Origin of the sequence: Pseudarthrobacter chlorophenolicus (assembly GCF_000962805.1) — a bacterium.
In the GTDB taxonomy this organism is placed as follows: Bacteria; Actinomycetota; Actinomycetes; order Actinomycetales; family Micrococcaceae; genus Arthrobacter; species Arthrobacter chlorophenolicus_A.
On the sequence record NZ_JZTW01000005.1, the window covers coordinates 1 to 20,593 of the forward strand.

Consider the following 20,593-nt stretch of genomic DNA (forward strand, 5'->3'; position numbering starts at 1 on the left):
ATCCAATGTGATCACCTTCCATAATGGTCAGTGGCCTCATTTTCAGTTGGCGTATTTGGCCCTATTTTCGGCTGGCGTCAACACTTGTAGCCTCTCTTGGGGAGCTATCCGGAGGGTCTGAGAATCCTTCACGGCTCGTTCGCACCACTAGCAGGATTGTTCGAGACCATAGAGTCGCTGAAGAGGTCAAGCGGCTCTACGCCGATACCTGTCAAGTGTGCGCCACTCAAATTCGTACGTCAGCCGGAACCTACTCTGAAGCGGCGCACATCAGGCCTCTCGGCGCACCACACTACGGCCCGGACATACCGAGCAACGTCCTATGCCTTTGTCCCAACTGTCATAAACAGTTTGATGGTCACGCGCTGACAATTGCAGCCGACGGCACGGTTTACGTCTTCCACCGTTGTATCGGCGCTCTTAACGTCCATCGGCGGCACAGGATCGATAAAGAGCACCTCGCCTACCATCGTGCTAGTTCTGAACCCCAGAGCTAGCACGACGGAGGGCGGCCTTTTCAGGGCTGCTGGAGTGGCTGCACCTCGGTGACCGACTTATAACAGCGTTGCCTGCGACGGACGTTCGGCCCTGACCGAAGACCGTCTGAACCTAGAGGGTCGCTTTCTTGAACCTGAAACTAAAGCTGAGCACTTCTCCCGTTTGCGAAGTTGTTCCCTAAAGCTTTGGGCAATGGAAGTTGAAGATGGGTTAGGAACTCGATCACGTCGGAGGTCGGCGCCGCCCATCGAAAGAGTGTTCCGGCTGCACTAGCCTCGCACCGCGTCGGTTTGTCGTGCTGAGAATAAGGTCGTACATCTTGACCACAGCGCTATAGGCTTCGTGCTCCCCAAGCTGGGCGCCAATCCACCAGTCGGCATCCAGTTTTGTGGCAAGCCAGTAGGTCAAGCCAGCACCATACTCGGCGCTTACAAAGCCAGCATCGTAGTTTCGCTCAATGATCGAACGGACTTTGGCCCTTATGTTTCGCGCCCACGCTACGTCCTCTTCCGAACCCTTCAGAGAAGGAGACCAGACATCTCGCCCATAGCCCTGACCAGAGTTTGCATGTCTAGTTTTAGCGTCGAGGGTCCTAATTTCTTGAGTGGCCCACTCCATCAAGGATTGACCTCTGGCTCGTTGTCCGTTTTCCCATTGACGATGCGTCCGACGATACTCAGCTACGAGTTTCTTTTGATCTAGGGTCCTCTTCAGGGTCTCGGCAGCAGCGCGTCGTCTTGCCTCGGCTGCCGCTGCCCTGTCTTGACGCCAGTCAAGAACCGCCTTCTGGGCGAGAGCGAGATGTTGCGAGCCTAGACCTCCGGCATTGATCCACCATTCGCTAAGTGGACTCCAGACAGTGATTTCATTTCCACTTTCACTCGCTGAGTACGTAACGCCCAAGTTGCACGAGGTAAGTTCCGCGTCGATGCTGACTCTCAGGTACAGACCCTGCTCTATCAATTCCTCATGGCACGCTTGAATGCTGTCAGACTCATAGAGCCAATTTACTGCGGTTGCCTGCCGCCTGTAGATCGCAGTCCTCCTGCGCACCTCGGTGTGGCTGATATTTGATCGCTGGACCTCGAGGCTTACGCGCGTGCCGGGCCCAGCGACATAAAGGTCGGTCCTCCCACCTTCGACGCGCTGCTCCATTCTGCAATTGAAATCGGGGACTGAGTTGATCCACTTCATTAGTGCGCGTTGGATTGCCAGATGCGTGTAACTGTCCCTTGCTAAGTCACCATAGCGCAGGACGCACGACGATTTGGGCCGATGGCGGAAATGCGGGATACGGACACGACCCGCTGCCAGTGTGAGCATGTCACCACAACCACCAGCAAGCAGCGAGCAATAGAAGGAGAGACGTTTGAGTGGTAAGGCATCGGCTTGAGTCCGAGGCGCGACGATGATTTCCATACCATCGGGGTTATACGCGACTGCATGGAGAATGTGCGCTGCACCTTGGGGCTTGTCCATAGACGAACCATAGGCCAGACCCGCGACAATCTCTCAGTCTCGGAATAGACCCTTGGCCGGGTAGCACCTTGCTAAGGGAGGTTGAAATCGCCCTTTTGTCCCCAGTTTTCCAGCTTCCGTATTAGACGATGCCGGTAGTTTTGGAGGCCTCCCTCAGGTTGTACCCCTCTGAGCCACCTGATGGCGTCGTTGATCGCTCCATCCACTTCCGGGTCATACCACTGATGGGCGGCGTTGCGGAGGTCGCGAAATTGAGCAACCTTCGTAAGATCTCCGTCCTGTAGACCCTTCATAAGGTGATGCGATATAAACCGTCGTCTTGCATTCACGTCAAATATGGCAGTTCCGTCAACCGTCACAGATCTAGCAGCCTGAACGAACTTGACCGGGTCTGTAAGTTGCGCCGCTGAGACACCTGCAAGAGCCGGGACTTCCACGCGCAAGAGGTGAGCTTGACTCTGCTGATCGTATTCGAGGACTAAAGTCTGAACGTTCGACGGCAGCACGTTGCTGATCACTTTCGCTAGCGTCAGCTTGCTTCGGTTTGTTGGGCCTATCGTAACTGTCCACATCGAGCCAGCATCGACAGTGGAATGCACTATTACGTCAAGAGCAGTTAGGAGGAGCCGGACAATTTCGGAAACGGAAAAACCAAAAAGTTCAAGGTCTCGGACCTGATGACCGTTCTCACCACGGAGAGACAACTCATCATCAAGAACAAGTTGAATGGCAGTGAAGCTTTCCATCAACGCCAACGTCTTGTCCGTCAGCACATCGAAGGCCAGAGTTCCCTGATAACTTTTTAGTCGAATGTGAAGAGAGTCCTCGGCGATGTGGTAACTATGGCCATGTGAGGCGGCATTACGGAGATTGTTGTCTAGCCCTTCCACCAGACCATTGAGAACTGAGTCTCTTGACACGCTGTCCGCAATTGACGTTGCGCTTTGCATTCGCAGCTTGCTGTACGGCATTGTCTTTTTCCCCGAAATTAACAGCAGCGAGCCCATGACTGGAATCCCCACCTGTTCAAACAGCTCGCTATAAAGCGATAGGACTTCTTTGACGAGAGCTGGTGTTGTGATTCGTCCTGCGACAGTTCTTTGAAACCGAACCCATGCTTGTACGGCTCTGAGTCTCGCTTCGTGAAGGTCTTCCAAAAGGGAAGCCTGCCCGGATAACGCATCGAATGCCTCCGCGTTGTTTGCGACCAAGAGTGCCGTTTTCTGAACTACACTCCGGAATCGATCCCTATCAAGGTGCGCCTCAGAAAAAACGTCCGCTATCAGGTACGAAAGTCCGGTTCCGACTTCGGGTTTCCGGCCACACAGTTGCGCGAAGGCTGAACGGCCTCGATCCTCGAGTTCAGCTACAGACAGCCCATCATGTCGAGCACTCAGGGCTCGAAACAGATCAATTCCGCCGCCATCCAGAAAGTCAGTAGAGCTAATTTCTCGGAGGGCGGACTGGATTTTGCTTTGAACTTCGCGCCGCGAGTCCATAGCGTCGATGAGGTTCTGAGCCTCACGAGCGTGACTCTGTGCTTCATGCATGTTCGGGGCAGCTAGCGCCTCAAGGTAGCAGTCCACGACCGTTGATAGGTCCGCTACCTGCTCTTGGAGATACTGCAACTGCCCCACATATGGTCGCCGGAGGTGGATATTCTGGGCGGCGGCAACCATGCGCAGATGATGCCGCACGAGTTGCTGGAGACCAGCAACTTGCTCACCGGTTCGAGACTGTCGGGCTACATTGGCGAAGGACTTGATAAAGCGATTTAGCGCGTTCTCCACGTAGTCGTCGAGTTGTTGTGCCGTGACGGTTTGTGGTTCTGACGAGGATTGGCCCCGGCTAACACCACTAGCGGACAGTATGGGCCTAATCCCGTCCACAATCCTGCGTCGTTCATCTACGGCCTCGTTGACTTCTTCCTTCCGAGGACGTCGCCCGCACTCCATGCAAGGCTGAGCGATTATGCGGGTAGGGGCACCACATCGGTCGCAGGAGGATTTGTCGTAAGACAGAAGCAATGTGTTGTCACGTTTTCCCACGTTCCCCCTTTACGATCGAGACCAACTCTTGAGAGTGTCGGCGACATCAGCATCAAGCCTGCTACCCGAGGTTACACAACATCTGCGCTGTTCTGTGTCGTGCATTTTATGCGCCTTACACCTACTCACCCTGTAAGCAATGCACGGACGTTGGGCTAGGGCGCTGTGCCATGTCTTCGGGGGCGAGGGGTGGAGATGGCCGATTCCGATACTGCTTGGCCTCGCACGCGACTCGTCATGATTCCCGTATCTTGAGGTCCATGGATATCGCGCTTTGGACGGCACTTATCTCTGGCCTCGTGGCGATCGGAGCTGGCTACCTCGGTGCGCTCTGGGGTAGTAGAAACGAGCACCGGCAATGGCTGCGGAATGAGCGGCTCAAGGCTTACGCGAGCTTTCCGGAAGAAACGGGCATCGCGAATTACGGTTCGATCTTGGATGCCTCGATGGTTACCCCTGAGGCGATCGCGCGGCAGCGGGCTGCTATGCATCGTCTACAGCTTTTTGCGCCGGATCACATCTGCGAGCGGGCCGTCGAAGCGCTTGCAACTGCCAAGACCTTTTCCCGCGCAATCCGCGACGGTGCTTTTAAGGACGGGATGGAGATGGATTACGCGAAGCAACTTGCCGAGCTGTCCTATGTGATGCGAGTTGATCTTCATCGTCCAGAAAAGAAGATCGTCAAAGCTTCGCAGGTGCCTAAGAAGCGGGACTAGGAGAGGAGCGTGTTCCCTACGCTTCATCAGGAGCCGACTACGACGATGCTGTCGTCTGGATGCTCCACAAAGCGGTCACGATGATCATCTGGTTATGTGAATTTTCTTTGGCTTATGGTCTGATCCCAAGCATGGCTATTGCTCCTCGCACCAACAGGGGACAATGAAATTGCACTTGGGACAAACGGAGGATGGTGTCTCCGGCTCATTTGTTCATCAGGGCATTCATCGTGGACGGGCTGCTCGTACCTGTAGATGATCAGCTGGCCGGGGAGTGATAGCGGCTTGGCAATCACCGCAAGTGCCCTTGCACTTGGCTTCGAACGGTTTCACGCGAGTCCTAGAGCCTTCTTGACCCGCTCTGCTTCGGCTTCTGTAAGGACAGGATTGGTGACCTCAACCTGCGGAGTCTTCTGCTTCTCCTGAGCCTTTACATGGGCAGGGAGGGGCTTCAGCGGGGAGGGCTTAGGGGATGCTTCAGTCATGGCGATGACTCCTATTGGGCAGCGTTGTCGGTTACTGACCCGGTGAATGCAAGGCGGTGAACGATCAAGGTGAGTGCGTCCTAAAGTGAGGCGTCCTCCGCGAGCATCAGACGTTCCAGTTCACTGATCACTGAGGAAGCGTCGGACTGGCTTCTTGCTTGCTGCATCATTGCGGCAGCCCATGAGCCCTAGCAGTGCGGTATCGAATGAGTCTTTCCATGCCTCGTACTCTTCGAAAGCCACTGGTAACCCTACTAATTGACAACAGGGTTCAATAAGATGCTCCTGACTAATCAGTGTGATTAATTCTGGGGAGTAGATCGTGCGAAACATCGCCAAGGCAGCACTTGTGTTGATCATTGTGCTCAGTGGAAGGATATTGTCTGTCGTGCCTACGCATGCCGCTACTGTTTGTTCGACAGCACCCAACGGTGGCCAGTACTGCTACGACAACGGGGTCGGGGGAGTAGCTCCGGGCAGCGGCTCCGTGGACGGTGATGGCATCGTTGGCTTTGTGCCGCCACCCGCTCCGGATGCTCCTACGCCGCCTCCGGTTCCAACGTGCACCAATCCACATCTTGTGCAGGGCTGCGCGGTTTACTACGCTCCGCCAGCCCCAGCCCCAGCCCCAGCCCCAGCCCCAGCGACTTATGTGCCGCCAGCAGCTCCTATTCAGCCTTATGACTCTCCAGCGCCTTCCAATGCACACCAGCAGGGCCACGTGGCTTCGGCTTCTCCAAGTGCCATTGCCGTGGAGGTGCTATCCGCTTCGGGAGAAGTGACAACCACGTTGCCGGCGATTGAGCAGACTCAAGCGGAAGTAGCTAATGCGGCTGCGGATGCACCTGCTATTTCTCAGTACGCTAAAAAGCTCAAAAATGGGCTTACTTACCGACTTCGCTACGAGGCGATTTGAGGGCTAGAAATCAGCGCGAGGGTGAATGGCCGCTTAGGGGCCGTTATAGAGGCTGCTAGGTGGCATTCCTTCATGCTGATTGGCATTGTTACTCGGAAGGGGCGAGCTAGGAACCGCGTTAGAGGAGCAGCTTCAGGGTGAGGCTCAACAATCGCAGGTCCTGACCTCCCCCGGCATAAGGGAGAATTGCCAACGGAAAGCAAAGGCCGCCAGCTCGTGACTTCTCGGGGCCTTTATCCACTCTGCTTTGGAAGGCGCGCAAGAAGCGTATCCTCGACACTTCTTCCATTTAAGAGAATCTTGGTCGGTAATGCCGAACAGCGCAACTTCTAGACGCGTTTATGCCCCGCTGGCTAGCTACGCCCGGTAGGTAAGGTGCGAGTTCTCTTAGTTCCTCCCAAGTGAACCGCAGGCCTGAGTGGCGCTTCCGCGCATAAAGCCAAGCCAGTCGGTGCAGAATGCATCCACTAATGCTCATAGGATACCCTCAACTAGCTGGCGCGGAATGCCATGCAGCAGGGCGGCATGAATGAGCATGTATCGCTGCGCAATAAATGACTCAGGGTCGCGGCTTCGCAGTACTTCCTCGCACTCACAGCCAGCCAGACTGTGCTCCCTGTCCGCCATCATCAGGAAGCCACTGAGCGCACTCACAGCACTACCTGAGGATCACGCGGAGTAAAAATGTAATAACCAGTCTCCATGTCCCGATATCTCTTCTCATACGTCACCCACTCGGCAAATGGATCGACTGCCAGCACGCCGTCATCGGACTCGTCGTAGCCGCCAATGTGGTCCGCGTGATCGCACTTGATGTCAGTCGCATTGCGAATCGAGAAATACTTCTGGGGGAATTTGAAGTCGCTCTCGAAAATTTCGCCACAGTTAGGACCGCCGACGATTTCAATACGCGCGGTATCCGTCTTTTTGTCACCCATGTTGAATAGTTAAACAGGAATACGCTGCAAGCACCATAGTGTATCTCGCGCCGCCGCCGTTTTTGCCGCGCGCAGCGCCGCCGCCCCATAAGTCGAATCAGCATTAGCGCTGGACCCCGACCTACTGATGAGGCGTCCGGTGCAAGCAAAAGGTCAGCCGCAAGGTAGATACGTTGCGGACCACCTAAATAACTGGAAACACCTATCGAAAACGATAGATAGTCGGGGGAGTGCCTACGACAGGGTGGGATATGTGGGGGTAGGGGGCGTGCCTCGGCCCTTTATACGCCAGAAGCCGGGACGCCTACCCCGAAAGGTAAACATCCCGGCTTCCCGGCGGTGTGCAGTGCTTCATCAGCGCCCGATACCAGTGGCAAACTCCTTCGCCATTGTCCATGTATATGCATTGAACGAGTCAATGAAATGCCAGCAAGCGGCTTCACCCAAATCCATCCACAGCTCGTACTCGGCAAAATCGTGCGCCGACATGCGGAGTGCATCTCTGCATCCGTGGCACCAGCTTCGCTGGTCTCGAACATAATTTGCAGCAACTCCTCTGACTTCTGTCGTTCTATGCGGCGTGACTGAACTTCGCTGAGAAAGCTGATGTTGCACATGCTTCCTACTCCCTAGAACTCGAACTCGAATGGTTCTTCTGTGACAGGTGTCTGTTGCTCTTGTTCTGAACGAGGTCTCCGGCAGAGGGGACGAAGGCGTTCCAGCTCGGCGTCATAGATCGCTTTCAACTCCGCGTACTCTGCCTCTGTCATCTTGCCCGTATGCCGTGCAACCAACGCTGCTGTGGTGAGCTTGCTCATCTCATCACGATCTCGCCTGAAGGCCCTCCGCAGTTCGTAACCTGTGAGGGCCTCGGTGGCCTCTGTGTCCGTTGTCATCGCTCCTACCGTCTTTCTATTAGCTGTGTCTGCTGGCTGTAGTGATTGAATGTCGGTGTTCATCGTGCTTCGCTCCGAAGGATTGTTTCCGCGTCTCGAAGGAGACGCTCAAGCTCCCATCGGGAGTCTTTGCTGATTGCTCCGTGCTCGAACTGGCTGCGCCCTACTGCCATGGAGAGGGTTGTAATTGATTCGATCAGTCGGCTGATCTCGTGCCGCTTGTTGGCGCGTTCCCGATGCTGCTCAGGAGTGAGCCGTGCTGGTTTGCTGTTCATCACGCGCTCACCTTTGCTGCTTGTCGTGCGGCTTCTTCCTTGGCGAGCTGGTGCTGCAACTGACGGCCACGCCATGAGAGTTCCTCGTGCGCTCGGTGCCGGTCTGCGACGATCTGACGGCGAACGAATTGGTAGTTTGCGCATCCTTCCGCAGTGCCATCGGCTGCTGCTCTCTCTCTGATTTGCTCCGCGATAAGGTCATCGAGCTTGCCGACGCACTTTGCGATCTTGGTCTTGATACCCCGGACCTCGGGACATGCTGTTGCCATTGTTTTGCCTTTCTTACTGTGGATTGCGTTGATGTTGTTCGTCGTAGCGGAGCTAGTTCTCGTCGTCGGTCAGTTCCTCTCCGTAGCGCGAGATGAGGTCATTGTGGATATCCAGCCCGTCACCGCTATTGCGAAATTCCGATGAGCCTTTGGGCGAGTGCTTGTTCCAACCGTTCCTCATGTCCTCACACTCTTCGCCCGTTTTTGGATTGACGAAGGTAACAACAGGTCGCTCACTCACTTCACGCATTCGTTCGTTCACAGCCCGGATGTTTTCCTCACCAACAACTTTTCCGCTCCGGAAAGGGAGCTGTTTCAAGCCGACAGCGCCCCACCAACCCGGTGGGTTGAGGCCTAGCTCCACCCATGGAATTGGAACGAGTTCCTGATGCCCGGCATCTTCGGAGATATAAACAACGGCTGCTTCGGGGGTGCTAGTCTTCGGGTCTTTGCGGGAGAAATGAACTACATCGTCGTCCGCCAAGGAGACCGGGTGACTTACGATCTCCCTCCATTTCGCAACGACCTTCCGTTCCATGGAACGAGGAATTACGATGGCGACGTGTCGGTGGGGAGCCATGCTCCACTTGTATTGCATTACGTGAAAGAAGCAGCTCCCACCGGTAATAGGATTCGGGCAATTGTCATCGATCCATTCCCGCATCTTTTTCCAATGGGCTTTCGGCTCCTCGGGGGTTGGAACATACTTCGTGAAGCACGCCACGTCCGGGTAGTGAAAGGTGACGAAGGCGTAGTCCTCATGACGCAGCGGCGACAGGTCGAGCTTGTTCAATTTCTTGGCTTGATTTCGGCGCGAGTTGGCGGTTTTCCGGACGGTCTGGGACCGAGCTGAACGCTTGGAATAGTCCTGTTTCGGACCGCTGCCGGGCCGAATAAAATCAATGCTGCGGTTGGTTGAGAGTAGGTAGGCAACCGGTTCTTTGACCGGCGCGTCTTCAGGGGTGCTGTTGGACACGTCGGTCCTTTCAAGGATTAGAGCGAGTGCGGGAAGCCGTGAGGCCCGCTATGTCACGATGTGCGGGCCTCACGGAGGGTGGACTAGGGAATGTTGCTATGCGGCTAGATCGCCCATTTCTTGGCGTCCTACGGCTGCCGTATTACAAGGACGGCACCTGCGTGTTCCAGCCGCATCGAACGACGAGTTCTCCGCATTCCATTCATGTCCATTGCGGCAATGAGTGAGCGTTCCGTATGACCGTGGTTCCCGGAGTCCGTCCTCGATTTCCCTAACCCGGTCCTTCCTGCACTGCTTGCACTGCTTCGCACCGTTCGGCCTGATGTACGTGTTCTCCACCGTGTACTCGTGACCAGTTCTGCAATGCGTAGTCAGTACCTTGTTCGCCTTGCTGCGAGCGTTGTTCTCTGTCCGCGTTGCCAGCATCATGTGAGCGGGGTTGATGCACATGCGGTGGGGGCACTTCTTCGCCAGTGAGCATTCGCTTGGGACGTGGCACACATGGTCTAGGTCGTGATCGACGGGCAGGGTCCCGTAGAGGGCCTTGAGGGCAGCTCGTCTGGCTCCCGTTGGGGCGTAGCCGTTCTTCTTCTTGGCCCCTAGCCAGTAGATGCATTGGTCGAAGTCAATAACTCCATCAGCATCCTGAGAGGCTGTAAACGACTGCCATAGGGTCTTGGACCGGCGCTTAATGCCTTGCAGCCAAACCGGGAAGCGTTCCTTTAGTACGTCGGGGGAAACGAAGCGAGATGCTCCGTCTTCGAGGGTGGCCGCGAAGTTGTTGTCCTTCAGCCACATAGCTGCGACATCCTGAACACGGGACAAACCCGAGGATAAAACGGTTAGGTAGATGGCGATGAAGCCGGTAAACTTGGGCATAGCAAAGGCACCTTTCTCGATGCTCTTGACGGAAATTTGGGGAATTCTGCTGATTGCTTGATCCGTATGGCGTTGGTAGCGCCGGATCGTTTTGAAGGCTGGCTTGCAGTTCGTTGGTAGCGACTGCGAGTCAGCCTTTTTCTGTATCTGCGGCTATAAGGGCCGCAACGTAATTTCGTTGCTTCCGCGCCTTAGCGAGGATTGCCTCCTTGTTTCGCTGGTAGTAGTTCCGGTTATTGTCCGAGTGGCATTCTGCGCATCGTCCGTCCTTGAGCTGCCGCTTGTTGACGGCGTGCTCGCAGGTCGATGATCGACCCATATAGAAAACTCCTAACTAGTAGTGTTGTAATTCTGGTACCGCAATTCAGTTGTCAAAAATCAATCTCGTGAACCCTCCGCAGTCCTGCTTGCGAGCCGGTAAGAAAAGAATAGATCATAAATTCAGGCATTTTTCGTGTCAACGCATTGTCCTGTGCTGGATTGTGTAAACCATGTTGTCGTCATTCAATAATGTTGAATCCGCGTAATTACGCGGGTTTTAGGGGCGGAGCGGGGAAGTGGAACGTCGGGAAAAATAATTCCAAAATTTTTCAAATCCCGTGGCCGGTAAGGCATGCAGCGGGTCTGGCGCTTTGTGTTGAGGGCGCTGAGCGCTGAGGGGGCGACAGGACATGTCTAAAAATGACCGTTCGTGGATGCCGCGCTACCTGACGGCTCCAGGCTCCACGTCGTCATTCCGGATGTGACGCGCCGCCACTGGGCCGTGAATATTCGAAAATTTGTCGTCAAAGCCAGCCGGCTCGAACACCTGGTGGAGCTCGGCACCCTGACGCCGCAGTCGGCTCGGTTCCTCGGCGCGGCAGTGTCCAGTGGCCTCAACATCCTTGTTTCAGGGGCAACCCAGGCCGGTAAGACCACAATGTTGAACTGCCTCGCCGCCAGCATCGGAAGCCGTGAGCGGGTCATCACGGTGGAAGAAATCTTTGAGTTGCAGTTTCCCCTGCGGGACGTGGTGGGACTCCAGTGCCGGCAGCCGAACCTGGAAGGAACAGGTGAGATCCCACTCCGGCGCCTCGTCAAGGAAGCGCTGCGCATGCGGCCCGATCGACTTGTGGTTGGCGAAGTACGGGAAGCTGAAAGCCTCGACATGCTCATTGCGCTCAACAGCGGGCTCCCAGGTATGTGTACTGTCCACGCCAACTCCGCCCATGACGCTGTCACCAAGATCTGCACGCTTCCCCTGCTTGCCGGCGAAAACATCTCGTCTGCATTCGTCGTTCCAACCGTCGCATCCTGCATAGACCTGGTGGTTCACTGCAGCCGGCTTGCCAACGGACGCCGCGAGGTCACAGAGATACTTTCCCTGGGACGGCGGGTTGAAAACGGAATCATCGAGTCATCACCGGTGTTCGCCGTGACGGACGGCGTTCTGCAGGCACGCGCCAACGCGATGCCCGCAATAGAGAAGTTCGCCCGGGCAGGCTTTGACGTTGCTGCCCTGCTGGACCCGCGATGATGTCCGCACTGCTGGGAGCCACTGGGGGAGCGGGCCTGTTCCTTGTCTGGTGGTCCTTGTGGGAATCGCCGGAGCACAAGCCCCGCCAACGGAAGCCCAGCCGGATCGCGGACCTGCTGGCCTCCGCAGGAGTCGAAAAAGTGTCGGTGGGCGGACTGCTCGGAACCTGCCTCGGCTTGGGACTGTTCGTCGTCCTGGTCTTTTATGCCGTAAGCAGGTCGTGGCCGATCGCTGTGTGCTTTGGGCTGTTTGCCGGCTGGCTTCCACTCACTATCCTTCGGTGGCGAGCGAAAAAACGGACCGCACTCCTTCGCCAGCTGTGGCCCGACGTTGTTGACCATCTGCGGTCGGCGATCCGGGCAGGGCTCCCATTGCCGGAGGCGCTCATCCAGCTGGGTGATAAGGGGCCCGAAGAGCTCAGGCCGGTCTTTCGAGAATTTGGCGCGGACTACAGGGCTGGAGGGCAGTTTGACGGTTCCCTGAATAAGCTGAAGGACCGGCTCGCCGACCCCGTGGCCGACCGGATCGTCGAAGCTTTGCGGCTCACTCGTGAGGTTGGAGGGTCCGACCTCGGCAAGCTGCTGGGAACCCTGGCCGAGTTCCTCCGGGAAAACGCGCGAACGCGCAGCGAACTCGAAGCCCGGCAGTCCTGGACCGTCAACGCTGCCCGGCTTGCCGTCGCGGCGCCGTGGATCGTCATGCTTCTCCTCGCCACCCGGCCCGAAGCTGTGCAGGCGTACAACACGGCCATGGGGGCAGCGGTCCTCCTCGGCGGGCTCGTGATCTCGTTGGCCTGCTACTCAACGATGCTCCGGATCGGCGCCCTGCCACAGGACGAACGGGTACTCCGATGATGACTGTGTCACCCGCCGCCGCCATTTGCGGCGCGGTCCTGGGAATCGGCTTGTGGCTGGTCATCTTCAGGTCTCCGCTCATGCGGGCGACGACACTGACCCAGCGCATCGAGCCCCAGTTGAAATCGCAGAACCTGGAGTCGCGACTTCTGTCCGGAGAACACGCCCTGACGCCCTTCGGACCGTTGGAGCGGATTCTCCGCCCGTTGATCCGCGACGGCATTTCCGCCGTGGGGAAAATGAGTCCTGCTCCTGGGGCAACAGCCCGCCGGCTCGCGCAGGCCGGGATCAGCAAGTCAGTCATAGATTTTCGTGCCGAGCAGGTCATGTGGGCCGCTGCAGGTTTCGCCCTCACCTCGGCGATTGTCGCCGTGGGGGCTGCAGCCGGAAGGTTCAACGCCCTGCTGGCCGCTGTCGCCATCATCGGCAGCGGCATTACGGGCTTTGTTGTTCGGGACTACTGGCTGGGTGTGCAGGTCCGCAGGCGGGAAGAACGGATGATGGCCGAGTTTCCCAGCCTCGCCGAACTGATGGCACTGGCCGTCGGTGCAGGGGAGAGCGCCACTGGAGCCCTCGACCGGGTATGCCGGAGCGCCAAGGGCGAGCTATCCAAAGAGTTCTCCACGATCCTGGCAGAAACGCGGGCAGGCAAGCCACTGGTCAACGCCCTCCAGGAGTTCTCCGCGCGTACGGATCTGGCACCACTCGTCCGGTTCGTGGACGGAATCGTAGTTGCCGTTGAACGCGGGACACCCCTCGCGGACGTACTGCGGGCGCAAGCCCAGGACGTCCGCGACACAGCCAAGCGGGACCTGCTGGAAGCCGCCGGAAAGAAGGAAATTGCCATGATGGTGCCGCTCGTCTTTGGCGTGCTTCCGCTGACGGTGATATTCGCCGTCTTTCCCGGCATCGCCGCAATCAGCCTGGGTCTCTGATGGCGTCAACTGATCGGAACGAAACAGCACGCCATCTCAGGTAACGCCGTCAAGGACACGGAAAACATCAAGCGATAGGAAGAGCAAATGAAGATCCGAGTACTCCGCTGGGCAGTCCTAATGATCGCGGTCGCGGCTGCACCCGGGGCCTGGGCCGGCACGTGGGCCCGGCGCGCAGCCCCAATCCGTTTCCCTGCCGTCCAGCGCCCCGCCCGACAGCGCGGGCTGACACGCGTTACCGATGATCCCGAGAGGGGCGATGTTCCAGGGTGGGTCATGATTACCCTGATGTCCGCGGTTCTGGTGGCTGCCCTGCTGGCGCTTGCCGGTCCCGCGCTTGAGGCAATGTTCAACCAGGCAATGGACAAGGTGGGCAACTAGCCCCATGGCCGCTTCCGTCAGCGTCTCCGGTCGCGGTCAGCCGAGTGTCCCTGGCCGGGAACGGGGTTCGGCAGTCGTGGATTTTGTGCTGGTGGGTGGTCTGCTCACGATGTTCTTCCTGGCAATTCTTCAACTGACCCTTGTACTGCACGTCCGGAACACGCTGATTGACGCCGCGGCTTCCGGCGCGCGGTATGGAACGCTCGCGGACCGGGGTCCTGGTGATGCGGAAGAACGGACCCGCGACCTCATCATGACTGCCCTGAACCCATCCTTCGCTGAGGAGGTCAGCACGGGCGAAGTGACAGTCCAGGGGCTTCGGACGCTGGAAGTAACGGTCCGGGCTCCCATGCCTGTAGTGGGGTTGATTGGACCCCGGGGAATGTTGGAGGTGACGGGACATGCCGCGGTACAGCCCTGACTCAGGGCGAGTGCTCCGAAATGCCCGTTGCCGGTTGCTGAGGGCACTGTGCCGAGGACCGGAATCATCCGGCGGGCAAGCGGCCGGGCGCAGTGAGCAGGGAAGTGCGGTTGTGGAGTTCACGTTTCTTGCGCTGCTCCTGATGGTCCCGCTCGTTTACTTCATCACCACCGTCGCGCAGATGCAGGGTGGCTCGTTCGCTGTGGTGGGGGCGGCCGACCAGGCCGCGAAGGTCTACGTCGCCCAACCCGACACCGCGTCCGCCCAAGTGGCCGCGGAGCAGGCCGTGGCGCTGGCACTGGCCGATTTTGGACACAGCCCGGACCAGGCCTCAATGGCAACCACCTGCGACCCCGCTGACTGTCATGCGCCGGGCACTGCCGTGACCGTCACCGTCAGGTTGTCCATCCCGTTGCCGTTCGTTCCGTTCCAGGATGGCTTCAGGCTCTCTGCCACTGAGGTGGAGGCGGCCGCTACCCAGATTGTGGGGAGGTTCCGGTGAAGGCGACGACAGCCGAGGACGGCCAGATAACAGTGATGATTATCGGGTATGTGGCCTTGGCCCTGCTGGTGGCCACTGTCGTGATGGGAATTTCCGCCGTCTACCTGGAGCATAAGCGCCTGCTGTCACTGGCAGACGGCGCTTCCCTTGCAGCAGCAGACAGCTACACGCTGGGCGAGGTGGCGTCCGAGGGCGGCAGCCCATCTGCCGTCCTCAATCCCGCTCGGGTTCGGAGTGTCGCGGCTGACTTCGTTGCCAGGAGCCCCGCTTCGGAACGGTTTGACGCCTTGGCAGTTGCCGGGGCAACCGGTACCCCGGACGGCTCTACCGCTGTTGTGGTGCTCACCGCCGCGGTCCATCCGCCGGTGGTGAACTTCCTCGTTCCAGACGGAATCCTGATTGAAGCGACGTCGACAGCGCGCTCGCGGCTAACACGGTAGGCAGGCAGACCCGGCCGGGTTCGGAGAACAGTGCCTTTCGCCGGATAGCGTAGGCTTAAACGACCATGGCCAATATTGATTTTTCCGCTGAAATCCGCGCCCTCCGCGCCACCTACGAGTCCATTGAACGGGTTACCGATATGGAGGCGCTGAGGGAAGACATCGCCGAACTCAGTGAGCGCGCGGGGGAGCCGGACCTGTGGGACGACCCCGCCGCGGCCCAGAAAATCACGTCCCGGCTCTCGCACCGGCAGTCAGAGCTTGAGCGGCTGACCACCCTGGCATCGCGCATTGATGATCTTGAAGTCCTGGTGGAGCTCGGCCAGGACGAAGGTGACGCCGACTCCATGGGGGAGGCCGCCGCGGAGCTGGAGTCGATCCAAAAGGCGCTGAAGAACCTGGAGGTGGTCACCCTCCTGTCCGGCGAGTACGACGAGCGTGAGGCTGTTGTATCGATCCGTGCCGGCGCCGGCGGCGTGGACGCCGCCGACTTCGCGGAAATGCTGATGCGCATGTATCTGCGCTGGGCAGAGCGCCATGGGTATCCCACCACAGTGATGGACACGTCATACGCCGAGGAGGCTGGACTCAAATCGGCCACGTTCGAGGTCAAGGCCCCGTACGCCTTCGGCACCCTCAGCGTTGAGGCCGGCACCCACCGGCTGGTGCGGATCAGCCCCTTCGATAACCAGGGGCGGCGCCAAACGTCCTTCGCCGCGGTGGAGGTCATTCCGCTGATCGAGCAGACAGACTCGATCGACATCCCGGATAACGAGATCCGCGTGGACGTTTTCCGGTCGTCCGGTCCGGGCGGCCAGTCCGTCAACACCACGGACTCCGCTGTCCGGCTCACGCATATTCCCACCGGCGTAGTGGTGTCGATGCAGAACGAAAAGTCGCAGCTGCAAAACCGGGCCGCTGCCATGCGCGTCCTGCAGTCCCGCCTTCTGCTGCTGAAGAAGGAACAGGAAGACGCTGAGAAGAAGGCCCTGGCCGGGGACGTCAAGGCATCCTGGGGAGACCAGATGCGCTCATACGTCCTGAATCCGTACCAGATGGTCAAGGATCTGCGCACCGAACACGAGGTGGGCAACACGTCGGCAGTTTTCGACGGCGAGATCGACGACTTCATCGACGCCGGGATCCGCTGGCGCACGGACAACCGCAACGCTGAGAAGTAGGACCGGAACACCGCCGCCGCAGACCGGCATACCGCGACACGCCCCCAAAGCCGCGTATTAGCCGGCCATTCCTGCGTATAGTCGAGGGGCCGGGGCCCTACTTCCCCCAACGAAAACCCGTGCACCGGCTGCAGAACTGGGCTGCATTCCGAATCAGCCATGCCCTGCAGGGTACTTAGGGCCATGATCCGATTCGAAAATGTCACCAAGGTCTACGACCAGAAAGCCCGGCCGGCGCTGGACTCCATCAACCTTGAGATAGACCGCGGCGAATTCGCCTTCCTCGTCGGAGCATCAGGCTCCGGAAAATCAACGTTCCTCCGGCTTGTGCTTAAAGAGGACCGCGCCACCTCGGGAGCCGTCTACGTTGCCGGCCAGAACGTCGCGAAGATCTCAAGCTGGCGGGTACCCCGCCTCCGCCGCGGCATCGGCGTCGTGTTCCAGGACTTCCGTCTCCTGCCCCAAAAGAACGTCTTCGCCAACGTGGCTTTCGCCATGCAGGTCATCGGCAAGAGCCGCAGCGTCATCCGCGATACCGTCCCCGAGGTCCTTAAGACCGTGGGGCTCGAAGGCAAGGAGCACCGGATGCCCCACGAGCTCTCCGGCGGCGAGCAGCAGCGCGTCGCCATTGCCCGGGCAGTCGTGAACCGCCCCGGCATTCTCCTCGCTGACGAACCGACCGGAAACCTGGACCCCACCACCTCCATGGGCATCATGGGAGTGCTGGACAAGATCAACCAGAATGGCACCACGGTGGTCATGGCCACCCACGACGACGACATCGTCAACGAAATGCGCAAACGGGTGGTGGAGCTCAAGAACGGCGTGGTGATCCGCGACGAAGCCAAGGCACTCTACACCTCGATGATTCCGGTCATCGGGCAATCCCGCCGGCTCAAGGACGCCAGCGGCAGGGACGAACCCGATGCCCGCCCCGCGGACGACGGCAGCGAAGGTGAGGCACAGCGATGAGGCTGGCGTTCATCCTTTCCGAAATCGGCAGCGGGCTGCGCCGCAACCTTTCGATGGTGGTCTCGGTCATCCTGGTCACGTTCGTCTCGCTGACGTTCGTGGGTGCAGCCGGCATGCTGCAGATGCAGATCAACCAGATGAAGGGCTACTGGTACGACAAAGTCCAGGTAGCAGTCTTCCTCTGCAGCGACGGCTCGACAGCCACCGGCTGCGCAGGCGGTTCGGTCACTCCGGAACAGCAGGACAGCCTCAACACCCTGCTCGAGTCACCGGCTGTGGCCCAATACATCAACGACTTCCAGTTCGAGTCCAAGGAAGACGCCTACAAACACTTCAAGGACCAGTTCTCGAACTCACCGATCGTCGATTCCGTCACCCCGGACCAGTTGCCAGCTTCCTTCCGGATCAACATGAAAGACCCGGAAAAGTACGAAATCATCAGTGAAACCTTCAGCTCGCAGCCCGGAGTGGAAACGGTCATCGACCAGCGGCAGCTGCTTGAGCGGCTTTTCTCGGTGATGAACGGGGCATCCCTTGTTGCGGTGGGCATTGCGGGCGTCATGATCGTATGTGCCATCCTGCTGATCGCCACCACCATCCGGCTTTCGGCCTTCAGCCGCCGGCGGGAAACCGGGATCATGCGCCTCGTAGGCGCATCGAAAACAGTCATCCAGCTGCCCTTCATCCTTGAAGGCGTCATAGCAGCGGTGATCGGGGCAGCCCTTGCCTCGGCAACGCTGTGGGCCGTGGCCCACTTCTTCCTGGGGGAGTACATGTCCAAGCAGTATCCGGACACCGCGTTCATTTCCTCGGGCCAGACGCTGATACTGGTACCTGCCCTGTTAATCCTTGGCGGATCCTTGGCTGGAATTTCGTCCCTCTTGACCCTCCGCAGATATTTGCGCGTTTAGGCTATGCAAACCGACCAAGGAATGCCGATGAACGTAACGTCAGAAAATCCCGCACGCCTGCGACCGAGGCGTCCTGCAGCACGCCGCTCGGCGCTCCTGAGCGGGGTACTCGCCGTCGTCCTCGCTTCCGGGCTTGCCGCGTCCGCACCGCCGGCATTTGCCGATGAGCTGGAGGACAAGCAGGCCGCGCTCCAGGCTGAAGCCCACCGCGTCCAGCAGTCATTGGAGTTCGTTGACTCGCGGATCGCCAAGGCCGCCGGTGACCTGGTCCTGTACCAGGGCCAGCTGCCCGGCGCCCAGCAGGCGCTGCTCGAAGCGCAGGGGCGTGTGGCCAGCGCAGTCAAGGAAGTCGAGGCGCTGTCCGCCCGCGTTGACATGGCCCAGCAGAACAAGGCGAAAATCACCCAGCAGCTGGAAACGGACAAGCAGAAGATTGCCGACACCAAGAAACTGATCGGCCAGATCGCCACACAGGCCTACAAGTCCGGCGGTGTCCCGTCCAACCTGTCGTTGTTTTTCGGTTCCAACAATGGCGGAAGCCTCACCGACACCATGGACCTCGCGGACCAGGCCATGCGCAGCCAGAACGCTGCCATGGACAAGCTGAGCCAGCAAAACGCCACCAACGTCAACTCCGAGGCACGCCTGCAGGCCGTGGAAGCGGAGATCAAGGATTTGAAGGCAAAGGCCGACGCCGCCCTTGAGCGTGAGAAGGCGGCCCGCGACGAAGCCGCTGCCAAGAAGGCCCAGGTTGACCAGCTGATCGCTGATACGACGCGCCTCGACGCGGAGCTTCAGGCCGCCAAGCCGGGAATCCAGGCGCAGCTCGCCGGAGTCCAGGCAAGCCAGAACCAAGTGGCCAACGAGATCGCAGAACGCGATCGCAGGGCGCGGGAGGCATGGGAAGCCGAGCAGCGACGGCTGGCCGAGGCAGCTGCTGCCGCGGCCGCCGCGGCTGCCGCGGCAGCGAACCGCCCGGCACCGCCGGTCCAGCCGTATGTCCCGCCTGCTGCCGGATCGCCGTCGGCCTTCGGCCTCCGCCATCCGTTCGACGGCAGCATTCCCATCACGTCCGGGTTTGGTTGGCGCACAACCCCGCCGGGGACCATCGATTTCTACGGCCAAGGCGGCTATGTCCACACGGGCATCGATTTCGGTGCCGCCTGCGGTACTCCGGTGTACGCCGCAGCGGCCGGTGAGGTCTTCAGCTCCGGCTGGAACTCAGCTGACGGCGGCGGCTGGCGGGTGAAGCTGGACCATGGGGTGGTGCAGGGCAACTCCCTGACCACGATCTACTACCACAACTCCAGCATCGTGGTGTCGAATGGACAGCGGGTTTCACAGGGCCAGCTCATCGCGTACTCCGGCAGTACGGGCAACTCCACAGGCTGCCACGCCCACTTCGAAACCTGGCTGAACGGCGCCGCCGTGGACCCGATGGGCCTGCTCTAGGGCTGCGCGGCCCTGCCGTACACTGGTATGACTCCGCTGCGACCCGGCCGGAGGACATGACGATTTGATTGAGGAGCTGTTCCGTGCCCAAAGAAAGTGGCCGTAAGGTGGTGGCCACCAACCGCAAGGCCCGGCATGATTACCACGTGCTGGATACCTATGAGGCCGGCATTGCGCTGATGGGCACCGAAGTGAAATCCCTCCGCGAGGGGCACGCGTCCATGGTGGACGGGTTCTGCACCTTCTACAACGACGAACTGTGGATGGAAGCAATCCACATTCCGGAGTACAACCAGGGCAGCTGGACCAACCACGCTGCCCGACGCCGCCGCAAGCTGCTCCTGCACCGCGAAGAGCTCATCAAGATCTCCCGCAAGGTCCAGGAAGCCGGCTACACCATCGTGCCGCTTCAGCTCTACTTTGTGGACGGCCGCGCGAAAGTTGAAATCGGCGTGGCCCGCGGTAAGCGCGAGTACGACAAACGCCAAACACTCCGCGAACAGCAGGACAACCGCGAGGCCCAGCGCGAGATGCGGGAACGCAATAGGCGGCGGGGCTGAGCGGTGGTGCCCGGAATGAATCCGGCGCAACATGCGTTACTATAAATAGTCCGGCGGGTACGCCCCGCGGGATTGGGTAAATATGTTGGTAAC

General features: G+C 59.0%; 20 protein-coding genes and 1 pseudogene. 14 read left to right on the forward strand and 7 right to left on the reverse strand.

From position 1 onward, the window contains the following. The first annotated feature begins 23 nt into the window (after positions 1-23). Positions 24-497: an HNH endonuclease gene (locus UC32_RS21160; protein WP_082071978.1), complete on the forward strand. Its 474-nt coding sequence runs from the start codon at positions 24-26 to the stop codon at positions 495-497. A gap of 223 nt (positions 498-720) precedes the next feature. On the opposite strand, the gene UC32_RS20280 is transcribed toward UC32_RS21160, so the two are convergent. Next, the gene (locus UC32_RS20280; protein ID WP_082071980.1) at positions 721-1,977 is read right to left on the reverse strand and encodes a competence protein CoiA family protein; all 1,257 of its coding nucleotides are present in this window, start codon (positions 1,975-1,977) and stop codon (positions 721-723) included. 71 nt (positions 1,978-2,048) lie between these two features. After that, complete coding sequence (locus UC32_RS06800; protein ID WP_152642579.1) at positions 2,049-3,767, reverse strand: hypothetical protein; 1,719 nt, start codon at positions 3,765-3,767, stop codon at positions 2,049-2,051. Positions 3,768-4,285: 518 nt separating this feature from the next. Here UC32_RS06800 and UC32_RS06805 point away from each other — a divergent pair. Further along, complete coding sequence (locus UC32_RS06805) at positions 4,286-4,741, forward strand: hypothetical protein (protein WP_045730505.1); 456 nt, start codon at positions 4,286-4,288, stop codon at positions 4,739-4,741. Positions 4,742-5,070: 329 nt separating this feature from the next. Here the strand turns inward: UC32_RS06805 and UC32_RS20700 are convergent, their stop codons facing one another. The 5 genes from UC32_RS20700 to UC32_RS20040 all read right to left on the reverse strand — a co-directional run bounded on the left by UC32_RS20700 (position 5,071) and on the right by UC32_RS20040 (position 10,375). After that, positions 5,071-5,226: a hypothetical protein gene (locus tag UC32_RS20700; RefSeq protein WP_161797260.1), complete on the reverse strand. Its 156-nt coding sequence runs from the start codon at positions 5,224-5,226 to the stop codon at positions 5,071-5,073. 1,566 nt (positions 5,227-6,792) lie between these two features. Further along, positions 6,793-7,080, reverse strand: coding sequence for a hypothetical protein (locus tag UC32_RS06820; protein WP_045730508.1), 288 nt, complete (start codon positions 7,078-7,080; stop codon positions 6,793-6,795). Between the two features lie 629 nt (positions 7,081-7,709). Further along, positions 7,710-7,898 carry a hypothetical protein gene (locus UC32_RS06825; RefSeq protein ID WP_152642580.1) on the reverse strand — a complete coding sequence of 63 codons (189 nt, stop codon included), beginning with the start codon at positions 7,896-7,898 and terminating at the stop codon, positions 7,710-7,712. Between the two features lie 674 nt (positions 7,899-8,572). After that, a complete protein-coding gene (locus tag UC32_RS06835) occupies positions 8,573-9,496 on the reverse strand; it encodes a hypothetical protein (RefSeq protein ID WP_152642581.1) in 924 nt (307 codons plus the stop codon). 96 nt (positions 9,497-9,592) lie between these two features. Further along, positions 9,593-10,375, reverse strand: a complete 783-nt coding sequence (locus UC32_RS20040; protein WP_052690540.1) for an HNH endonuclease — start codon at positions 10,373-10,375, stop codon at positions 9,593-9,595. 685 nt (positions 10,376-11,060) lie between these two features. Between UC32_RS20040 and UC32_RS06845 the strand changes: the two are divergent. The 12 genes and pseudogenes from UC32_RS06845 to smpB all read left to right on the forward strand — a co-directional run. Further along, a pseudogene (locus tag UC32_RS06845) lies at positions 11,061-11,891 on the forward strand (CpaF family protein); the annotation flags it as partial. Further along, entirely contained in the window at positions 11,888-12,745 is an 858-nt protein-coding gene (locus UC32_RS06850; RefSeq protein WP_412178016.1) for a type II secretion system F family protein, read from the forward strand. The pseudogene UC32_RS06845 and the gene UC32_RS06850, both read left to right, overlap by 4 nt. Next, a complete protein-coding gene (locus UC32_RS06855; protein ID WP_200896338.1) occupies positions 12,742-13,680 on the forward strand; it encodes a type II secretion system F family protein in 939 nt (312 codons plus the stop codon). The genes UC32_RS06850 and UC32_RS06855 overlap by 4 nt, the downstream gene beginning before the upstream one ends. Positions 13,681-13,767: 87 nt before the next feature. Beyond that, positions 13,768-14,061 (forward strand): hypothetical protein, encoded by a 294-nt coding sequence (locus tag UC32_RS06860; RefSeq protein WP_152642582.1) that lies wholly within the window; start codon positions 13,768-13,770, stop codon positions 14,059-14,061. 4 nt (positions 14,062-14,065) lie between these two features. Continuing rightward, positions 14,066-14,482 (forward strand): TadE family protein, encoded by a 417-nt coding sequence (locus tag UC32_RS06865; protein WP_045730513.1) that lies wholly within the window; start codon positions 14,066-14,068, stop codon positions 14,480-14,482. A 112-nt stretch (positions 14,483-14,594) separates the two neighbouring features. Beyond that, positions 14,595-14,984 carry a hypothetical protein gene (locus UC32_RS06870; RefSeq protein WP_327077616.1) on the forward strand — a complete coding sequence of 130 codons (390 nt, stop codon included), beginning with the start codon at positions 14,595-14,597 and terminating at the stop codon, positions 14,982-14,984. Beyond that, positions 14,981-15,424: a pilus assembly protein TadG-related protein gene (locus UC32_RS06875; protein WP_235423615.1), complete on the forward strand. Its 444-nt coding sequence runs from the start codon at positions 14,981-14,983 to the stop codon at positions 15,422-15,424. Before UC32_RS06870 ends, UC32_RS06875 begins: the two co-directional genes overlap by 4 nt. A gap of 65 nt (positions 15,425-15,489) precedes the next feature. Continuing rightward, positions 15,490-16,605, forward strand: a complete 1,116-nt coding sequence (prfB, locus tag UC32_RS06880; RefSeq protein ID WP_015937578.1) for a peptide chain release factor 2 — start codon at positions 15,490-15,492, stop codon at positions 16,603-16,605. Positions 16,606-16,788: 183 nt separating this feature from the next. Then, complete coding sequence (ftsE, locus tag UC32_RS06885; RefSeq protein ID WP_015937577.1) at positions 16,789-17,577, forward strand: cell division ATP-binding protein FtsE; 789 nt, start codon at positions 16,789-16,791, stop codon at positions 17,575-17,577. Then, positions 17,574-18,488, forward strand: coding sequence for a permease-like cell division protein FtsX (ftsX, locus tag UC32_RS06890; protein ID WP_015937576.1), 915 nt, complete (start codon positions 17,574-17,576; stop codon positions 18,486-18,488). The genes ftsE and ftsX overlap by 4 nt, the downstream gene beginning before the upstream one ends. Before the next feature lie 27 nt (positions 18,489-18,515). Then, entirely contained in the window at positions 18,516-19,940 is a 1,425-nt protein-coding gene (locus UC32_RS06895; protein ID WP_045730515.1) for a M23 family metallopeptidase, read from the forward strand. 83 nt (positions 19,941-20,023) lie between these two features. Further along, positions 20,024-20,500 carry an SsrA-binding protein SmpB gene (smpB, locus tag UC32_RS06900; protein WP_015937574.1) on the forward strand — a complete coding sequence of 159 codons (477 nt, stop codon included), beginning with the start codon at positions 20,024-20,026 and terminating at the stop codon, positions 20,498-20,500. Positions 20,501-20,593 lie beyond the last annotated feature (93 nt).

Bases quoted from the DNA above. Each gene is read 5' to 3' on its own strand.
- UC32_RS06860 (WP_152642582.1), top strand. From the start codon at position 13,768: ATGAAGATCCGAGTACTCCGCTGGGCAGTCCTAATGATCGCGGTCGCG.
- UC32_RS06865 (WP_045730513.1), top strand. From the start codon at position 14,066: ATGGCCGCTTCCGTCAGCGTCTCCGGTCGCGGTCAGCCGAGTGTCCCT.
- UC32_RS06855 (WP_200896338.1), top strand. From the start codon at position 12,742: ATGATGACTGTGTCACCCGCCGCCGCCATTTGCGGCGCGGTCCTGGGA.
- UC32_RS21160 (WP_082071978.1), top strand. From the start codon at position 24: ATGGTCAGTGGCCTCATTTTCAGTTGGCGTATTTGGCCCTATTTTCGG.
- ftsX (WP_015937576.1), top strand. From the start codon at position 17,574: ATGAGGCTGGCGTTCATCCTTTCCGAAATCGGCAGCGGGCTGCGCCGC.
- ftsE (WP_015937577.1), top strand. From the start codon at position 16,789: ATGATCCGATTCGAAAATGTCACCAAGGTCTACGACCAGAAAGCCCGG.
- UC32_RS20700 (WP_161797260.1), bottom strand. From the start codon at position 5,226: ATGACTGAAGCATCCCCTAAGCCCTCCCCGCTGAAGCCCCTCCCTGCC.
- UC32_RS06805 (WP_045730505.1), top strand. From the start codon at position 4,286: ATGGATATCGCGCTTTGGACGGCACTTATCTCTGGCCTCGTGGCGATC.
- UC32_RS06825 (WP_152642580.1), bottom strand. From the start codon at position 7,898: ATGAGCAAGCTCACCACAGCAGCGTTGGTTGCACGGCATACGGGCAAG.
- UC32_RS06820 (WP_045730508.1), bottom strand. From the start codon at position 7,080: ATGGGTGACAAAAAGACGGATACCGCGCGTATTGAAATCGTCGGCGGT.
- UC32_RS06895 (WP_045730515.1), top strand. From the start codon at position 18,516: ATGAACGTAACGTCAGAAAATCCCGCACGCCTGCGACCGAGGCGTCCT.
- UC32_RS20280 (WP_082071980.1), bottom strand. From the start codon at position 1,977: ATGGACAAGCCCCAAGGTGCAGCGCACATTCTCCATGCAGTCGCGTAT.
- prfB (WP_015937578.1), top strand. From the start codon at position 15,490: ATGGCCAATATTGATTTTTCCGCTGAAATCCGCGCCCTCCGCGCCACC.
- UC32_RS20040 (WP_052690540.1), bottom strand. From the start codon at position 10,375: ATGCCCAAGTTTACCGGCTTCATCGCCATCTACCTAACCGTTTTATCC.
- UC32_RS06850 (WP_412178016.1), top strand. From the start codon at position 11,888: ATGATGTCCGCACTGCTGGGAGCCACTGGGGGAGCGGGCCTGTTCCTT.